The 17,598-nt window shown below is 67.9% G+C and carries 10 protein-coding genes, 1 pseudogene and 1 riboswitch; of the genes and pseudogenes, 3 read left to right on the top strand and 8 right to left on the bottom strand.

Going from position 1 to position 17,598, the window contains the following annotated elements:
- Positions 1-39: 39 nt before the first annotated feature.
- The 3 genes from VEW47_03755 to VEW47_03745 all read right to left on the bottom strand — a co-directional run bounded on the left by VEW47_03755 (position 40) and on the right by VEW47_03745 (position 5,462).
- Positions 40-2,310 carry an HD domain-containing phosphohydrolase gene (locus VEW47_03755; protein HYS04286.1) on the bottom strand — a complete coding sequence of 757 codons (2,271 nt, stop codon included), beginning with the start codon at positions 2,308-2,310 and terminating at the stop codon, positions 40-42.
- 421 nt (positions 2,311-2,731) lie between these two features.
- Positions 2,732-3,445 carry a hypothetical protein gene (locus VEW47_03750; protein ID HYS04285.1) on the bottom strand — a complete coding sequence of 238 codons (714 nt, stop codon included), beginning with the start codon at positions 3,443-3,445 and terminating at the stop codon, positions 2,732-2,734.
- A gap of 28 nt (positions 3,446-3,473) precedes the next feature.
- On the bottom strand, positions 3,474-5,462 hold the full coding sequence (locus VEW47_03745; GenBank protein ID HYS04284.1) for a S8 family peptidase: 1,989 nt from the start codon (positions 5,460-5,462) through the stop codon (positions 3,474-3,476).
- 44 nt (positions 5,463-5,506) lie between these two features.
- Positions 5,507-5,581, bottom strand: a riboswitch (cyclic di-GMP riboswitch).
- Positions 5,582-6,020: 439 nt separating this feature from the next.
- Between VEW47_03745 and accD the strand changes: the two are divergent.
- The 3 genes and pseudogenes from accD (at position 6,021) to VEW47_03730 (ending at position 9,886) form a co-directional block, all read left to right on the top strand.
- Positions 6,021-6,863, top strand: a pseudogene (accD, locus tag VEW47_03740) (acetyl-CoA carboxylase, carboxyltransferase subunit beta).
- Positions 6,864-7,086: 223 nt separating this feature from the next.
- A complete protein-coding gene (locus tag VEW47_03735; protein ID HYS04283.1) occupies positions 7,087-8,466 on the top strand; it encodes an MFS transporter in 1,380 nt (459 codons plus the stop codon).
- 67 nt (positions 8,467-8,533) lie between these two features.
- Positions 8,534-9,886 carry a folylpolyglutamate synthase/dihydrofolate synthase family protein gene (locus tag VEW47_03730; GenBank protein ID HYS04282.1) on the top strand — a complete coding sequence of 451 codons (1,353 nt, stop codon included), beginning with the start codon at positions 8,534-8,536 and terminating at the stop codon, positions 9,884-9,886.
- Between the two features lies 1 nt (position 9,887).
- On the opposite strand, the gene VEW47_03725 is transcribed toward VEW47_03730, so the two are convergent.
- The 5 genes from VEW47_03725 to VEW47_03705 are packed head-to-tail and all read right to left on the bottom strand — an operon-like array spanning position 9,888 to position 17,571.
- Positions 9,888-11,327 carry a glycosyltransferase gene (locus tag VEW47_03725; protein ID HYS04281.1) on the bottom strand — a complete coding sequence of 480 codons (1,440 nt, stop codon included), beginning with the start codon at positions 11,325-11,327 and terminating at the stop codon, positions 9,888-9,890.
- Complete coding sequence (locus VEW47_03720) at positions 11,324-12,568, bottom strand: HEAT repeat domain-containing protein (protein ID HYS04280.1); 1,245 nt, start codon at positions 12,566-12,568, stop codon at positions 11,324-11,326. The genes VEW47_03725 and VEW47_03720 overlap by 4 nt, the downstream gene beginning before the upstream one ends.
- A gap of 14 nt (positions 12,569-12,582) precedes the next feature.
- Positions 12,583-12,975: a response regulator gene (locus tag VEW47_03715; GenBank protein HYS04279.1), complete on the bottom strand. Its 393-nt coding sequence runs from the start codon at positions 12,973-12,975 to the stop codon at positions 12,583-12,585.
- A 31-nt stretch (positions 12,976-13,006) separates the two neighbouring features.
- Positions 13,007-14,794, bottom strand: coding sequence for a tetratricopeptide repeat protein (locus tag VEW47_03710; GenBank protein HYS04278.1), 1,788 nt, complete (start codon positions 14,792-14,794; stop codon positions 13,007-13,009).
- On the bottom strand, positions 14,737-17,571 hold the full coding sequence (locus VEW47_03705) for a tetratricopeptide repeat protein (protein HYS04277.1): 2,835 nt from the start codon (positions 17,569-17,571) through the stop codon (positions 14,737-14,739). Before VEW47_03705 ends, VEW47_03710 begins: the two co-directional genes overlap by 58 nt.
- Positions 17,572-17,598: the final 27 nt, after the last annotated feature.

Here is a 17,598-nt window from a genome sequence, read left to right as displayed (position 1 = left end):
GGCGTTTGGAGGGGAAGGTCGACGCGGGCGGGTGGTTTCCTAGCCTGCCTTGCCCGGATTCTTGATCGGGAATGGGACGATGTTGGGGGCGCGCTCGAGGCGCGCGTTCTTGCGGGTCGCCTTGTTCTGGTACATGTTGTGATCGGCGCGCACCAGGAGGTCCTCGAACCCCTCGCCGTCCATCGGGTAGAGGGCGATGCCGATCGAAAGACCGGAGCGCGCCACCTTCCCCTCCTCGAGACGCAGCGTGAACAGGTCGACCGACTGCTGCAGGCGCTCGGCCAAAAGCGCGGCCTGCGCGAAGCCGGTCATGGGGAGAAGGGCCGCGAACTCGTCACCCGACAGACGCACCAGGATGTCGCGCTCGCGCAGGTGGCTCTTGAGGACGCGGCTGACTTCGGCAAGGTAGCGATCTCCGACGCTGTGGCCGTAGCGGTCGTTGATCGCCTTGAAGCTGTCGAGATCGGCTTCGAGGAGGGCCATCGGCTGGCCGGCCTGCTGGCAGCGCACCTTCTCCTGCTCGAAGATCTGACGCAGGTAACGCGAGTTCGGCAGGTTGGTCAGGATGTCCGTGAGCGCCGACTCCTGCGTCTCGGCGAAGATGGTGCCGTTGAAGATGGCGGCGGCCGCGAGCTTGGCGATGATGTCCATCATCCGGATGTGATCGTCCAGGCAGGGGACCGCCTTCGGGAAGTGCAGCGTGATGACCCCCAGGACCTTGCCGTCGTGGATCAGCGGAAAGGCGGCGACGGTCGAGTACTCCGAGAGGTCGACCTCGGCCCCCGACAAATCGAGGTCGGGGCTGTTGGAGAACCGGTTGCTCCTCTGGCTCGCGGCCCATCCGGTGATCCCCTCTCCGAGGCGCACGGATCGTCCGCGCAGGTGCTCGAGGTTCGCGCCGGACACGAAGCGCGCCGACAGGCTCTCGCCGTCGTCCTCCAGGAGATAAATGACGCAGGTGCGGTACGGCACCAGCTGGCCGATCTTCGTCGCCACCAGGTCCAGGACTTCCGAAAGGCGCAGCGACGATCCGAGGGTCTGGGCGATCTCATAGAGCGCGTAGACCTCCCTGTGCGCCGACGAGATGCTGCTCAGGACCGAGGTCTGGCGACCGACGATGGCGCCGGTCGTGTCCCTCTCCAGCCAGACGCTCGTCTGCCCCTCGGCGGGCGGAGACGTACCCGCCGGTCCGCCGGGGACCTGGGGCACCCGGGTTCCCTCAGCACCGATGCTGCGGTGCAGGCTGTCGCCGAATCCGCCCGGATCCGCCGCAACCGGAGGGGTCCCGTTCCAGATACCGGTCGAGTCAAGACGCGCCAGCGCCTCCTCGAGGTGCGCCCGCGCCGCGGCGGCGGCGTTCCGCGGCGGGTCCGGAGCCGCGCTGACGGCGCCGATCACCTCGGGGAGGTGCGAGCGCAGCACGGTCACCACCGCAGGGTCGAACTGGATCCCCGACCAGGCCTCGATCAGGCTGCACGCTTCTTCGGGAGATTTGCGCCCGCGCCAGGCGCGGTCCGAGGTCAGCGCCTCGAACGAGTCGGCGACGGCGAGGATCCGCGCCGCGAGCGGGATCTCCTCTCCGCGCAGGCCGTCGGGGTAACCCGACCCGTCCCAGCGCTCGTGGTGATGCCGCACAGCCGGCAGGACGGGATAGGGAAAGTGCACGTTCGCCAGGATGTCCGCAGCCACCGCCGGATGCGCCTTCACCTTCTGGTACTCGATGTCCGAGAGCTTCCCGGGCTTGTTCAGCAGGTGGTCGGGGATGGCGAGCTTGCCGATGTCGTGCAAGAGCGACGCCGCGCGCACCGCTTCGTAGTCCTGCCGGGCGATGCGCAGCCTCCGCGCGAGCTCGAGCGCGTACGACTGCACGCGTCGGGTGTGTCCCTGCGTATGCGGGTCCTTCGCATCGATTGCCAGAGCCAGCGCCTCGATGGTGGAGAGATGCACCTGCATCAGGTCGTCGAGCCGCTTCAGATTTTCCGTAACCTGCCGCTTGTACGAGCGATAGACCAGGACCGCGAGCAGCAGGATTGGAGGGACCATCACGCTTGAAACGATCCCGATCTGCCCGATCAGGAGGAGCGACATCGCCGCCGCGGCGGTCCCCGCCAGGGCCGCTCCGGCCGCCGCCACGGCCATGAGATAGAGCCTTCCTCCCGGTCCGCTGATCTGCATGTTCTCCTTGTGCTGCTCCGTGGCGTGCGCCGGCCGGACCGCCTCTCCGGACGGTCCGGCCGGCTCGGTACCCCTGCGGCGTCCACCGGCCTGCCCGGGGGGGGAAGGAGCCGGACGGAGCGCCGTCGGACTCATTACCATCGCAACGGGCGTGCCACGGCTCGTCCCACCTTCCCTGGCCCCGGCCGGCCGTACCCAAATGATGAGGACACGCCGGTTAGCGGCACCGTATATGGATGAAATGATGATCGCCTGTCGCGGCCTGCGATGAGAATCTCCACTTCTCCTGAGGTCTTCCCGTACACGCCGCAACGGCGGTCCGCCGACGGCCGCTCAACTGTTGCGATGAGGAGATTTGCCGTTTGCGGGACGTGTCCAGCCAGCGCCACGCGTTCATGTGTTTGTGCGGATTCTGCACACAGGGTTCATCCGGCCAGCGCTCGCGGGAACCACTCCAGACACGGCCGGCTTCCAAAAAAAGAGCCGGCCCCGCTGCCACGGGGCCGGCATCCGCAGGGGTCGCCTGCGTGTCAGCTCAACAACTCAGCACATTCGCCTAGAGGGTCATCCCCCCTTTCGTCCTCACCAGCCGATCCAGACAGGCGCGGTAGGTAAGGTACAGGATACCCGGGAACGGGAGAATCGCGAAGGTGGAAACGACCCCCAGCTCCCGGACGACAAGGAAAACTATGGCGGCGGCAACCGAGCCGGCCAGATAGGCCGTGCCGGCCCAGGGCGAAGATTCCTGCCAGATCGCCACGACCGACTGGTGTTCCTTGAGCGCCACGACGCCCGACACCAGAGCCGTGTTGAGAGCGTACTGTGCCAGGGCCAGCGCCGCGACCGGCAGAAGGAGATTCGCGAGGGTCATGCGCGCCGCCCACAGCCCCTCTTGAGGAGCCAGCGCACCGAACACGCGCGCCGCCAGGTTGATCGACAGGGCCATGCCCGCGATATTGAAGACCCTCTTGTGCAGTTCCCCCTTCGCGCGGCTGGAGGAGGCGAAGCCGTCGAGGGCCGCGGTCAGCGTCGCCAGATCGCCTCCGAAAACCATCACCGAGAGAAAGATGAAGGCGTCCGAGAACGACACCCGGCAGTGTGGCAGCGGCAGCTTGACGGAGAGCCGGCCGACCAGAAGCGTCAGGAGCGCGATCCCCAGCCAGGCCAGGTCCTTCGTTTCGAACCCGCCTGTGACCAGATGATAGAGGCTCTGGCCGAGGACCGCCGCGCCGGCTGCCGCCACCACACCGATGAAGACGTTGCCTTTCATATCGTCGTCTCTCCGGGTGTCCATCGCCTTACCAGGCATCGGCGTTCCCCCAGATGAGACCGCAGTCTCGCAGCGTCCAGATGAGGCCCATGTCGTAGCCGCCATAGCCGGCGATACCCCAGATCAGGCTTGTCGGTCCGACATTGAAGAAGTCGTTCGAGATGAGCTGGTTTCCCCAGATGAGACCCGAGCCGTACAGGCGCTCGTTCCAGATGAGTCCGCTCGAGGTGGGTGTGCCGTCGCTCCAGGTGACGTAATTCCACTGGTTGTTACTGCCGGACACGACGTACGAATCGGAGTACAGACCGTCGTAGTACGTGACGCCCAGTCCCCACGAATCAAAGCGACCGATCCCCCAGATGAGCGACTGCGCGTAGGCGAGCTGCTGGTTCGACAGCGCCGCATCGCCGCGGAGCATTCCGCCACCCCAGATCAGGCTCTGGCTCCACAGGCAGGTCTCGCCGGCGATGATGCTCTGCGGCGTCGGCAGCCCCGCTGGCATGAGCGTCGCGCCGGCCGGGAGGGCGTACGCGTAACGGCTCATCGACTTCGCCAGCCGGACGGCGCCGTCCACGTTGAGCATTCCGGCACCCTGCTCGAAGAGGTCCGGACCGTCCATGATCTGGGCCGAGTACATCAGGATCGCCTTGACCTGGTTCGGAGTCAGACCGGGGTTCGCCTGCGCCATCAGCGCCACGGCTCCCGAGACCACGCCGGTGGCCATCGAGGTGCCGGTCAGGACCATGTAGCGGCTCTTGTTGTTGACGTTGTTCCCCGTGTCGACATGCAGGACCGGATAGCTCGCCACAAGGTAGTTGCTGCTGCGCTCGAGCGACACGATGCGCGTGCCGGGGGCGACCAGATCCGGCTTCGCGAGATCGTCGTACACGACCTGGCCCGAGACGGGGTCGGTCGTGTGCGACAGCGTGGGGCCGCGCGAGGAGTACGGTGCGACGATGTCATCCGACCGGATGTCGGTGCCGCGCGTCAAGGTCGCGCCGACCGTGATCGCCGACGGCGAGATGCCGGGGGAGGTGATGCCTCCGTAGACCTTGTTGCCGTTCGAGTCCTGTCCGAAGTTTCCGGCCGCGGCCACCACGACGATGCCGGCCCTGGCGGCGCGCTCCACCGCGCGGCACATCGGGTCGTTGACGTACGAATCGATCGGGGGGGCCGCCAGCGACAGATTGATGACCTTGATGTTGTAGACGTTCCGGAGCGAGATCGCCTGGTCGATGGCGGCCACGACGCTGCTGATGTAGCCGTGACCCCTCTCGTCCAGGACCTTGAAGTTGATCAGGCTCGCGCCCGGCGCCATGCCGGTGTAGTCGCGGCCGGCCGTGTACGAGGCGCTGCCGTCGCCCGCGATGATCCCGGCGATGTGCGTGCCATGGCCGTAGGGGTCGTCCAGGCTGCCGCGGCCGGTGAAGTCCCAGGAGAACACGACCCGCCGTATTCCCTTGGTTTCGTCCCGGAGATCGACATGGGACGGGTCGATTCCCGAGTCGAGGACCGCCACGCCCACGCCGGAACCATCGATGCCGGAGAAATTCCAGAGGCTGGTGGTTCCACCATAGGCAAGCGCCGCGCCGGTCGTCGTTTCGAGCTGGCTCGCCAGACCCGTGACAGGACGATCAGGGGCGACGTAATCGAGACCTTCGATCTGCGCGAGAGAGTCCACCGCCCCGAGCGGCAGATCCACGACCATCACGCCGACGTTACGGAAGTGCCTGCGGACCCTCCCGCCCAACTCCTTGATCTTGCCGGCGACGGCAAGAGGGTCGCCGCCGTTCAGGTTGACGAGAACGCGGACGCTGTTGGAGGGGGACTCCTTCTGCACCTTCTCCTGCAGGTCCGAAGCGACTCCTGCCTTGCCGCCCTTCGCGGCAAGCACAGGAGAGAACGACAGTGCGAGGGCAAGAGCCGTGGCCAGGGCCAGAGTGGCGCCGCGGAAGAGATTGCCCCAGAACGCTTGGCCATTTTCCTGGTTGCGGACAGTCCGGGCATCTCTCGACATGGTGCCTGCCTCCTGACCGACAACCGAACGGTTTGGGCCGTCCAGCTGGCAACCCGGCTGTCTCCGAGAGACCCGCGGCTTTCCGTCCCACCCTCGCGGATGGTTTGGCCTTCACGACTGGTCGCCCGTACTAGAGCAAGGGGGGTGCCACCACCCATGAACACCCTTGTACAAGCCTGTCGTATTCTGGATATCAAATTTATTTTGTGATAGTTACCAGCCATGATCAGAGTATTGAACTCGACGTGTATGGTTCACTCTGAAGATCTACGGACCATTCCCTCGTGACCAGCGAATGCACACGCTTCGAACAGAAGACCGCCATAAAAAGCGATGATGACTATCTATACTGTTGATAATAATGGTCTTGTTAATCGTGTACAGCCGTCGTCCGGTCATGTCCCATAGGTGTACCGCGCCTGTTCAGTCAGGGGGCGTCAAAGTATGCTCGAGCCCACCGGCCGGTCCAGGAAGGCAGTTCTTGACCGTGTCTGCCGGTGGCGATATGATCCACGGCATTCTCTGGCCGCGGCCCCCCGCCTCGAGGGATGTGACGAGATGGAAATCGCGTGGTTCAAAAAGATCAGGAAGCCCAAGCAGCCGGTCGAGCACAAGCGCATCCAGGTCCCCGAGGGGCTGTGGGTCAAGTGCAACGGCTGCAAGGAAATCATCTATAAGAAGGAAGTCCTCCGGAACGCCAACGTCTGCCCCAAGTGCAATTACCATTTCCGCATCTCGGCACGGGAGCGGCTCTCCGCACTTTTCGACGACGCGCGCTACCAGGAGGTCGATACCGACATCTACTCGGTCGACCCCCTCAAGTTCAGGGATCTGAAGCCCTACAAGGACCGCCTGCGAGAATATCGCGAGAAGACCGGCCTCAATGACGCCATCATCAACGCCAGGGGTGCTATCGGCGGTCACCAGGTGATGATGTCGGTGATGGAGTACGGCTTCATGGGCGGGTCGATGGGCTCGGCGGTCGGTGAGAAGGTCACCCGCTCCGTGGAGCGTGCCCTCGACGAACGCATTCCCCTCGTGGTGATCTCCTGCTCAGGCGGGGCGCGGATGCAGGAGGGGGCCCTCTCCTTGATGCAAATGGCCAAGATCAGCGCCGCGCTCGGGAAGCTGCACGAGGCCGGCGTCCCCTACATCTCGATCCTGACCGATCCGACGACCGGCGGCGTGACCGCTTCGTTCGCCATGCTCGGAGACATCAATATTGCCGAGCCGAAGGCGCTCATCGGATTCGCGGGGCCCCGGGTCATCGAACAGACGATCCGGGAGAAGCTCCCCGACGAGTTTCAGCGCTCGGAGTTCCTGGTGGAGAAGGGGATGCTCGATTTCATCGTCGAGCGGCGCGAGATGCGCGGCGTTCTCATCCGTTGTCTGAATTTCATGTACAACACGGAGGCTCTCGCCGCCGCGGCCCCCTCGGCCGCGACCGCCCCCGTGTCCACCGCCGGCTCTGGAACCGCCCCGGGCGCAGCCGCGAGCGGGTCGGGAAGCGTCGCCTCCGGCCCGCCGGGGCGGACGCGCGAGCCTCTGCCGTTCCCCACGCCGATCGCCGCCCGCGCCAAGATCACCCCGTCGCCCGAAGTCAGCTAGGCGTTCCCTCCCCCGCATGAGGGTCGCCGATCGGCTGGACCGCCTCCCTCTCTCCGGTTTTCATTACCGGCTGCTCCTTTTGAGCGGACTCGGCTGGCTGTTCGACTCCATGGACGGCGGGCTCATGTCGTTCGTCGTGGCGCGCCTCAAGTCGGAATGGCACCTGTCCCCCGACCGCGTCGCGTTCCTCAACAGTGCGGGGCTCGCCGGCATGTTCGTCGGAGGGGCGGTGGCCGGGAGCCTCGCCGACCGCTTCGGCCGCAAGACGGTATTCCAGACGACCCTCCTGGTGTTCAGCATCGCCACCGGATTGTGCGCCCTGGCGCAGGGATTCTGGTCCCTGCTCGTCCTCCGCTTCCTGGTCGGATTCGGCCTGGGGGGGGAGCTGCCGGTCGCGGCCGCCCTCGTCAGCGAGTTCGCCCCCGCGAAGCACCGCGGCCGGCTCGTCGTGCTCCTCGAATCATTCTGGGCCTTCGGGTGGGCCGCCGCCGCGATCATTGCCGAGATCCTGGCCCGCAGGGCCGAGATGACCGGGCACGGATTCCCTTGGCGTCTCGCGTTTTTCATCGGGGCTCTGCCGGCTCTGTATCTGATCGTGCTCCGCCGCGCCCTTCCCGAATCTCCACGCTATCTGTCGTCCTGCGGCCGGCTGGATCAGGCGGAGACGGTCATCCGATCGATCGAAGCGGAGAGCGGTATCCCGGCGGGATCCCCCCTCCAGCCGGACTCCGACTCCGCCCCGACGGTGCGCCGGACGCCCCGCCTGCGCGACCTTTTTTGCGGGGATCTGGCGCGCCGCACCGTCATGCTGTGGCTCCTCTGGTTCACGATGGCCTACTCGTACTACGGCATCTTCACATGGCTGCCGACCCTGCTGGCCGGGCAGGGATTTCCGCTAGCCACGTCGTTCCGGTTCACTCTCATCATCACGCTGGCGCAGATCCCGGGCTATTTCACCGCCGCCTGGCTGGTCGAGAAAATCGGCCGCAAGGCGACTCTCATTCCGTTCATGCTTCTCTGCGCCCTCGGCTCGTTCTTCTTCGGCAGCGCCCGCGCCGAGACTGATCTCATCCTCTGGGGCTGCCTCCTGTCGTTCTTCAACCTGGGGGCCTGGGGCGTGACGTACGGCTACACTCCCGAGCTCTATCCGACTTGGCTGCGCGGCACCGGGACCGGGTTTGCCGCCGCCTTCGGCCGCATCGGAGGCCTCCTGGCCCCGCTCGCCGTCGGCAGGCTGATGGCGGGCGGAGGCGGCGGCTTCACCTCCGTCTTCGTCATGTTCGCCGCGGTCCTGGCGGCGGGGTCTCTTTCGGTCGTCTTCTTCGGCGAGGAGACGCGCGGCCGGACGCTCGAGGAGATCTCGCGCCAGGGGCGTGTCCACCCCGATCCGGAATGAATCGATCCGGGCGCATACTCTTCTCCGGCGGGGACGATCTTCAGGGTCTTCGCCGATGCGGGGTATCGTGACCTACGAGGAAGCGCTCGCCTACCTCGATTCCCTCGAGGTCCTGGGCATTCGTCCGGGTCTGGACCGGATCCGGAGGCTTCTCGACCGCCTGGGTGACCCGCAGGCGACGTACCCTTCCGTGCTGATCGCCGGCACGAACGGCAAGGGCTCCGTCGCGGCCGACGTGGCCTCGATCCTGAGGCAGGCGGGGCACGCGCCCGGTGTCTACACCTCGCCGCACCTGGTTCGGTTCGAAGAGCGGATCGTCGTGGGAGAGGCGCCGATCGCCGCATCCGAGCTGGCCGCCCTCACCTCCGAGCTGCGCGATGTGATCGCGGCCGATCGCCTGCTGCGGAACGACCCGCCGACCTACTTCGAGGCCACGACCGCGCTCGCCTTCCTGCATTTCCGCGCGCGGAAGGTGCCGATCGTCGTGCTCGAGGTGGGGATGGGGGGCCGGTTCGACGCCACCAACGTCGTCACTCCCCTGGTCTGCGCCGTCACGCAGATCGCCATGGACCACACCCAGTGGCTCGGCGGGACGCTCGGGGAAATCGCCTACCAGAAGGCGGGCATCCTCCGGCCGGGCGTACCGGCTGCCGTTTCGAGACAGGAGACCGCGGCGCTCGAAGTGATTCGAGGCGAGGCCAGGCGAGTCGGGGCCCACCTGGCGTCGACCCTCGACTGCGAGATCCGACCCCTCGAAGATGCGACCCGGGGAGCCGCGCGGCGCGGGGGCGCGGGCCCTCGCCCCGCCCGCCCGATCCGTTTTCCCGATCCTCCCGTATTCTCCCTGGTCACGCCCTCGGGCGGCCGCTATCCCGAGCTCCACCTGTCGCTGCGCGGGGTTCATCAAGTCGAGAACGCAGTGACCGCCGTCCTAGTCGCCGAGCGGCTCGCCGCCGCCGGGGTCCGGGGCATCGACCCCGGGACGATCGCGGCCGGCCTCCGCGACGCCGTCTGGCCTGGCCGGCTCGAGCTCATACGCGCCCATCCCGATCTCCTCCTCGACGGGGCCCACAACCCGGCCGGCTGCGCGACTCTCGCGGCGTACCTGGAGGAGTACCAGTCCGGCCGCCCGGCGACCCTCGTGTTCGCGGCGATGAAGGACAAGCCCGTGGCCGAGATGCTCGACATCCTGTGTCCGCTGGCGCAGACGGTGGTCGTCACGGGGCTTCCCGTCCCTCGCGGCGAGGCACCGGGGACGCTGTCGCGTCTGGCGGCCGAGCGGCACTCCGACACCAGGCACGCACCGTCGGTCGAAGGGGCTGTGCGGCTCGCCCTCGACGAGGCTTCCCCCGGGGCTCTCGTCGTCGTCAGCGGCTCCCTCTACCTCGTGGGAGAGGTCAAGAGGATCCTGGCGGGCTAGGTCAGGCCGCGGGTCTTTCCCCGGCCGCCCGGAACCCCTCCCGCTCCATCCGCCCCCAGGCCTTGCGGTGGCCGCGCAGGAAGTCCCAGAACGCCTTCACCTTGAACAGCGCGAGGCTCTGGCGGTAGCCGAGGTTCTCGAGGACACCGTAGAGGACCAGCCGGGCGAGATGCTCCCAGCCGGGATAGCGCCTGAAGGAGATCTCTTCCAGCAGGACGGCGGCGACGGACAGGAAGACGCCGAAGAAGATGGCGAAGATGAGGAAGAGCACGAAGAAATCGAGATTCAGGACTCCGAGCCAGAAGGACAGGGCGACCATGACGTAGCCGAGGATCTCGACGAAGGGGCCGAGGGTCTCGAACAGCAGAAAATAGGGGAGTCCGAGCATGCCGATGGCGCCGTGCTCCGGGTTCAGGATCATCCGCCTGTGGCGCCAGAGGCTCTGCAGCATGCCCCGATGCCAACGGTTGCGCTGGCGCGCCAGCACCCGGAAGGTGCTCGGGACCTCGGTCCAGCAGACCGGGTCGGGGACGAAGACGATGCGGTACTTCCGTCCGCTCCTGCGCATGTGCTCGTGGAGCTTCAGCACCAGCTCGAGGTCCTCGGTCTCGGACCACGAGTCGTAACCGCCCGCGGCGATGACCTCCGACTTACGGTACAGCCCGAAGGCGCCGGAGATGATCAGCAGGGACCTCAGGCTGCTCCAGCCGATGCGCCCCCCGAGGAACGCGCGGAGATACTCCACGACCTGGAAGACGGGCAGGGCCTTCTTCGGCAGGCCGATCCGCAGCACGCGCCCCTCGCGCACCTCGCAGCCGTTCACGATGCGCACGATGCCTCCCGCCGCGACCATTTCCTGAGGATGCTCCATGAACGGCTTGACGACGCGGAGGAGCGCGTTGTCCTCGATGATCGAGTCGGCGTCGACGGAGCAGAACAGGGGGTAGCGGGACACGTTGATGCCGGTGTTCAGCGCCTCCGCCTTCCCGCTCCATTCCTTGTCCACGACGATCAGGTTGGCGTATTCGAGCGACCAGTAGATCCCGCGCACCGGGCCGGTCGGCAGGGTGCGGTGGTAGATCCGGTCGGTGCGCTTCAGCTCGAACGTCTCGATGAGGCGCTCGAGGGTCCCGTCGGTCGAACCGTCGTTCACGATGACGACCTCGAACTGACCGTAGTTCACTCCCAGAAGCGAGCGCACGGTCTCGACGATGGAACGCGCCTCGTTGAAGGCCGGGACGATCATCGAGATCGGCCAGGTCATGTCGGACCGGAGGATCTGCTCGTAATCGGAGAAGAACGTCCGCTTGACGAAACGCATCACTTCGACGAACGACACCAGAAAGAGCAGGAGATAGATGCCGTTGAGGAGTCCGAAGTAGTAGATCACCCAGCGGTTGAACCCGAGGACGGTGAGGGTCAGGATCGAGATCCAGGTCATCGAACGCCTCCGCCTCCGGGCGGCGCGGGCGCCCTGAGGATATGGGACAGGGCCTGGCGCACGCCCTCCTGAGCGCTCGTGGCCGCCTGCCGCGTGCGCTCGTCGATGCGCGCCGCCGCGGTGACCTTGTCGATGAATCGGATGGCCGCGGCGCGCGTGGGGCTGTCGCTCGAGGTCAATTCGGCGACGAACTGGTCGATGACCCGCCCCTCCTCGAGCTGCGCCACGGCCATGTGACGGGCGTACGGATCGTCCGAGCTCAGCATGTCGGTGAGCGCCTCGAGACCCGCGTTCCCCATGTGGCGCAGCGCTTCACCGGAGTTGTAGCGTACCCACCACCGGCGGTCCTTCATCGCCTCCCGCAGGGGGAGGATGGCCGACGGGTCCCCGAGCCTGCCGAGCGACTTGGCGGCCATGGCGCGTACCGGCCACTCCTGGTCCTGGAGCGCCGCGACCAGATCCGGTGTGGTTCCCGGGTCGCCGATGAGGCCGAGCCCGTGCGCCGCGCGCGCCCGGATGTCGGGGTGCGGATCGAGGAGGCAGCTCTTCATCAGCCCGAGGGCACGCAGACCCCGGATGCGGCCCAGCACGTCGAGGGCCGAGACACGGCCGTTCTGCGGCAGGGTGTCGAAGGCCGCGAGCAGCTCGTCCACGGCCTCGCTGCCCACGCTGATCAGAATCTCGGCGACACGGATGGCCGACCAGCGGCTGGGATCGGCCAGGGCGCCGACGAGCGGGCGGATCGAGGTCCTGCCCCGGATGAGACCCAGGGCGCGCGCCGCGCGGATGCGGACTTCCGGCTCCGGATCGTTCATCCGCTGGACGAGCGGTTCGACGGCCGCCTTGCTTCGCATCAGGCCCAGCTTTTCGGCGGCGTCGGCGCGCTTCCACCAGCGGGCGCTTTCCAGGGCGCGGATCGCCTCGCGCACCGCGCCCTGCCCCTCGAAGGCGGCGGTGATCCGCTCCTGGGTGCTTCCCTTCACGAGACGCGCCGATTCCAGGAGGATCCGCTCCAGCAGACGCCGATCGCGCCGCGACGGCGGTTCCGGCAGGACGTCACGGAGCGGCCTGGACGTGGCCGCACCGAGGTACTCGAACACCAGGGGCTCGAGCAGGGCGCGCCTGCGCCGGTCGAGCCTCTCCCCCATCTCCCGCAGCGCCTTGTTGATGACGATGGCCACGGTGAGCAGGAGGAGGAACCCGCCGACTCCCTCGACGACCCGGACCATCAGGAGACGCATCGGCTCCACCGCGGCTACCCGGTTCTTTCCAGGATCTTGCGGATGCGGGCCAGAAGCTCCCGCGTGCTGAACGGCCTGCTCACGTAGTCCTCCGCTCCGAGGCTGAGAGCCTTGACGACGTCCTCCTCGCGGTCCTTCACCGAAAGGATCAGCACCGGAAGCCGGGCCGTGGCCGGCTCCCCCTTCAGGGCGTGCAGCACCTCGAAGCCGTCCTTGCCCGGGAGAACGAGGTCGATGACCAGGAGACGGGGCTTCAGCGAGACGGCGCTCCGAAGAACCGAGTCGCCGTCCTCGGCGAGGTGCACCTCATAGCCGTTGTTCGCCAAAAGCGCGCCCACGAAGCGCCTCGCCAGCGGGTCGCCGTCCGCGATCAGGATCCGTTCCCGGCCCGGCACCGCCGTCGCCATTCCGTCGGCCCCCGTTCCGTCCCTTCGCGTCTTAGAACCGGAACCGGAAGTAGAACCCCGTCCGGCTGTACGTGAATCCCTGCGCGACGTTCAGGGCGTAGTCGCTGCGCGCGTACGACGCCTCGAAGGCCGCCCTCCCGTTCGCGAAGTTGATCCCCGCCAGGGCGTTGCCGCCGCTCACCGCGTCGTCACGCTTGACGGCACCGAGCGTGAAGGCCTGCCGCCCGTAAGTTCCCTCCAGATGCCAGTAGAACCTCCCGTCGCGGCAGTCGTCCCGGACCGCCACGGTCAGGAGCTCCGAGTCGTAGCGCAGCGGGTCGAAGTAGCCGTTGTCCTCGTCGGCGTTGAATCCGCGGTAGCGCACGTCGAAGGTGCCCGAGACCCACGGATGGGACACGGGCAGACGCCACTCGAGCGCGGCGCCCGCGGTGCGGCGCGCGTTGCCGTCGGAGAACGACGCGGCTCCGGCGCTCCCCGACAGGAGCCACGCGGGCCGGTAGCGGAACTCCACGCGCGCGTTCGCGTCGGTCGTTCGGATGCCGCGGTCGATGAGGGGAGCGGTGTCGAGGAACGCCTCGCGCCCCCCGCTCGTTCCCACGGCGAACCGCGGCCCGACCTGCCAGCGCAGGTAGCCGCCGAGCGTTCCGACCAGGCGCGCCCCTCCGCCGAAGGTCTCCTCGCGGACCGCGCCCAGGCGGGCGTTGAAGGTCAGCGGCCGGATCACGCGCGACGTCAGCGTGCCCGAGAGCGACTGCGCCCGCGTGTCGATCGCGTCGCCGACGGCGAGACCCGGCTCGTCGCAGAACCGCCCGTCCTTGCAGCGGAACGAGGCGTCGTACGTCGAGTAGGCGATGCGGATGGACGTCTGCGGCTCGGCCATGAACGTGCACGACGCCACAGCACCGTCCACCCGGTTGGAGTCGGTGTCGCCGTACCGGAAGGTGTCCGCGTCGGCGTGCGGGCGGAGGGTCCGGCGGATCGTCTCCTTCAGCTCCTTCGCGTCCTTGCTCTCCGGATGGTCGAGGACGATGTTGTCGGCCTGCTCGCGCGCCGTGCGGTCGAGACCCTGCCAGTGGTGCACGTACGCCATGCCGATGCGCGCGTCGAGGTTGCCGGGATCGGCGCGCAGGACGTCGCGCCAGAAATGCTCCGCCTCGTCCAGGTTCCCCTGCCAGCCGCGCAGGCGCGCCCGGCCCGCGTGCGCCTGGACCGGCTCGATCCGGCGATCCTCCATGTCCTTGAAGACGGCCTCGGCCTCGGAGTAGCGGCCGGCCCACGAGAGACAGTTCCCCAGGCCGAGGAGGACGCGCGCATCGTCGGGATGTGTCTCTCGCAGCGCCCGGTACAGCGCGATCGATTCGTCGTAGTCGTGCCTCCAGGACAGCACACGGGCGAGCCCGAGCCGGATGTCGAAGTCGTCCGGCGCCAGGGCCAGGGCGCGGCGGTAGTTGGCCGCCGACGCTTCGAGTTCGTCGTCCCACGACTGCAGGAGCGCGAGCCGGTGCACGGCGCGGACGTTGTCCGGCTGCAGCCGGGTCACCTGCTCGTAGAGGGTCCTGGCCGTTCCGAAGTCTTCACGTGCGAACGCGGCGTCGGCCTCCTTGATCATCTCGGCCAGGGGACGCGCGGCCGCGTCGCCCGGGGCCGGTGCTGCGGGAGACTCGTGCGCGGCGGCGGCCGGTGTTGCCGCCCGGACGGGAGACCCGGCGGCCGGCGCCGCGGCGAGAGCGATCAGGGCGAGCGTGGCCGGAGGGATGCGGATCACGGCGCCGGGTTCCGCTTCGGAAGCGACTCGAACGCCCGCTTCAGGATCGGCCACGTCTCTTTCTTCTCGATACGCGAGGCGGGCTGGTCCCAGCCCCGCCACGTGTACATCGGCAGATCGGACGGCTTCGCGAGGTCTCCCCGCGGCAGCCGGTCGGCCAGGCGCGCGTCGAACGGGGTCGGTCCAAAGGGGGTGCCTCCGGGCTTGACCGCCACTGCGTAGAAACGGAATCCCGCGGTTTCGATGCACCCGACCTTGCGGAGATTCCCCGGATCGTCGTGCAGGACGCAGCGCGAGGACGGATCGGTCACGTTCAAAAGCCCCCAGGCCAGGCGGATCTCGATCAGGTTCTCTGCGACTCCCACGCGCCAGTCGGCCAGGGTCGAATAGTCGCGATCGCGAGGATCCATCGAGGCGTGGAGGAGCGGCGAGCGGCTCGATTGACGCGCCGGGTAGACGGTGCCGTCGCGCCCGACACGCCTTCGGTTCGTCTCGACCTTCATCTCCACGAAGCGGCCGTCGGTATTCTCGACCGAGGCGAAGGGGCGGCGGTGGCGGTTCGACTGGATGTCGTAGGGGGCATCGACCAGAAGACGGGAGGTGTCCCGGCCGTCGAGGACGACGCAGAACTCGAGGCCGGCGGGCGACGACGCCGGGTCGGTGATCGGCAGCCGGTGGTCTCCCAGGCGACCGTCATAGGTGTCGATGCCGATCAGGTAGGCCGCCTTGCCCCAGTCGGGGAGGCCGTCCCCGTCGCTGTCGAGGCGGTCCACGTCGAGCCGGATGTAGAGGTAGGCCTCGTCCGAGGTCACCTCGATTCCCCGCAGCGTCCGCGCGCGATCGTAGCCGTCCTTGAACGATCGCTCCGGCCCCCCCTCCCGCCGGGACAGAAGCGGTGCGACGCCGGTCCAGTCGGAAGGCCTGCCGTCGATGATCACCCGGAATCCAGCCTGACCCGGCCTGGCGGCGAGGATCCCGTACCCCTCCTCCGGATCCAGGACGTTCAGCCACAGCGGCTTGCGCTCGGCGGGCGTCTCGAAATCAAGCACCAGCCAGTTTCTCTTGAACCACTCGTCCACGAGAGCGAACAGGACGCCCCCCGCGAGACCCGCCTCGTCGATGTCCATCATCAGCCGGGCGTCGATCTCCCCCTGCTCGCGCTCGCTGTGGCCGCCGTGGTTCCACCCCTGCGGCTGCAGGTGCGAGACCCCGCGGCTGCTCGGGACGCCGGTCTCGCCGATCAGCACCGGCTGGGCGCCGTGGTGCGTCTTGAGGTCGCGCAGGTAGCCGATGTAATTGCTCGGACCCCGCGAGTCGCGCGCTTGGCCATAACCGGGGTCGAGATTCATGAAGTCGGGATAATAAGGATAGGCGTGGTAGGTGGCGAAGCTCCCGCCCTGCGCCCTCCCGGTCGGCACGATGTGCGCCGCATCCACGGAAACGCAGTCCTCGCACTCGTCGTAGGCCTCGATCATCCCCGCGGCCTCCGCGTCACCCATTTTGCGGACCAGGGCGGCCTCCTCCGCGGCGGTCGATTCGGTCGGATGACGCAGGGGATCGAGCGTGGGCCAGTTCACGAACGACACCGGCCGCTGCTGGCGGTAGGTGTCGGTCTCGTACTGCACGGCGAAGTCCATGGTGCGGGCCAGCCACAGCTCGAACGGCGTGGCGCCGTATTCGATGCGGGCCGTGAAATAGGGCCCGGCGAACGACTCCCTGCCGCCTTTCGCGAACCAGCCGTCGTACGTCGCCACCGACTGGGGCTCCCACTCGCGCCCCAGCACGTAGCCGAGCACGCGCGCCGAGACATCCGCGCGGTACGCGCCCTGTGCGTGCCCCGGCCGCGGCCCGAGGTCGAGGTTGCCGTGCACGGCGTCTATCACGCGGCGGATCTCGTCCCTGAATTCCCGGACGAAGGCCTCTCCGTCGTAGTCGTCCCCCGCCGGCGGCTCGGTCCACACGCCCTGCAGGAGCCAGATCCCGCCCGTTCCGGACCCGCGGTTGTGCCGGTCGAGCGCGGCGTAGAACGCCGGTGGCAGGAGGGTGTAGAGACGAACCGCGTTCGCCCCCATCCCGGACACGTCCGAGAGAAAGGAGCCGTAGGTCGCCTCGTCCTGCGGGAATTCCGCGGGGAAGCGTCCCGGAAGCGCCACCCCCATGTTGACTCCCTTCACGAACAGCGGCCGGAAGCGTCCGCTGTCGCGGACGAAGAACCGGCCGTCCCGCGCCCGGGCGACGACATTCATCGGCGTCTCGCTCGAGGGCCCGCGGGGTCGCGACTCCGTCGACGCGCCCGCCGCTGCGAGGACCTGCCCGAGCAGATGCCTGGACTCGGAATCGCCCGGTTCCTGCCGCAGCGCGTCACTGAACGCCTCCGCCGCTTCAGCGTACTTCTTCTGGTCGCGGAGCGCGAGACCGAGTCCTTTCAGCGCGTCGAGATTCCGGGCCTCCCCGCGCAGCGCGAAACGGAATTCTCCTTCCGCTTCGGCCGGTGAACCTCCGCGCAGGCGCGCGTACCCCAGGCCGACGTGGGGATCGACCGCCTCGGAGTCGATCCGCAGCGCCGCGCGGAACTCGGCCTCGGCCCGCCGAACCGCTCCCGATCGGAGGCAGCACCAGCCGGCGAGCGAGCGGAGCGCTGTCGTCTCCACGCCCGTTCCCGCCGCGCGGTGGATCACCTGCAACGCCTCCTGGAAGCGTCCGGCGGAGTAAAGGCGGACCGCCTCGTCATACAGGGAGCGCTCCGGAGGAGGGGCCGGGCTGGTCGTCCCTCCGGGCGGGCGGTCCGGGCCCATGAAGGGCGCGAGGACGCCGAGGGCGGCGCAGAGCACGGGGGCCCCGAGTCGAAGCGACGAACG

The sequence above is a fragment of the Candidatus Dormiibacterota bacterium genome, assembly GCA_035635555.1.
GTDB lineage: Bacteria > Acidobacteriota > Polarisedimenticolia > Gp22-AA2 > Gp22-AA2 > Gp22-AA3.
This window is presented reverse-complemented; position numbering and strand designations above follow the sequence as displayed.

Excerpts from the sequence above, each read along its gene's own strand:
- VEW47_03755 (HYS04286.1), bottom strand. The coding sequence starts at position 2,310 with ATGAGTCCGACGGCGCTCCGTCCGGCTCCTTCCCCCCCCGGGCAGGCC.
- VEW47_03750 (HYS04285.1), bottom strand. The coding sequence starts at position 3,445 with ATGAAAGGCAACGTCTTCATCGGTGTGGTGGCGGCAGCCGGCGCGGCG.
- VEW47_03745 (HYS04284.1), bottom strand. The coding sequence starts at position 5,462 with ATGTCGAGAGATGCCCGGACTGTCCGCAACCAGGAAAATGGCCAAGCG.
- VEW47_03735 (HYS04283.1), top strand. The coding sequence starts at position 7,087 with ATGAGGGTCGCCGATCGGCTGGACCGCCTCCCTCTCTCCGGTTTTCAT.
- VEW47_03725 (HYS04281.1), bottom strand. The coding sequence starts at position 11,327 with ATGACCTGGATCTCGATCCTGACCCTCACCGTCCTCGGGTTCAACCGC.
- VEW47_03720 (HYS04280.1), bottom strand. The coding sequence starts at position 12,568 with ATGCGTCTCCTGATGGTCCGGGTCGTCGAGGGAGTCGGCGGGTTCCTC.
- VEW47_03715 (HYS04279.1), bottom strand. The coding sequence starts at position 12,975 with ATGGCGACGGCGGTGCCGGGCCGGGAACGGATCCTGATCGCGGACGGC.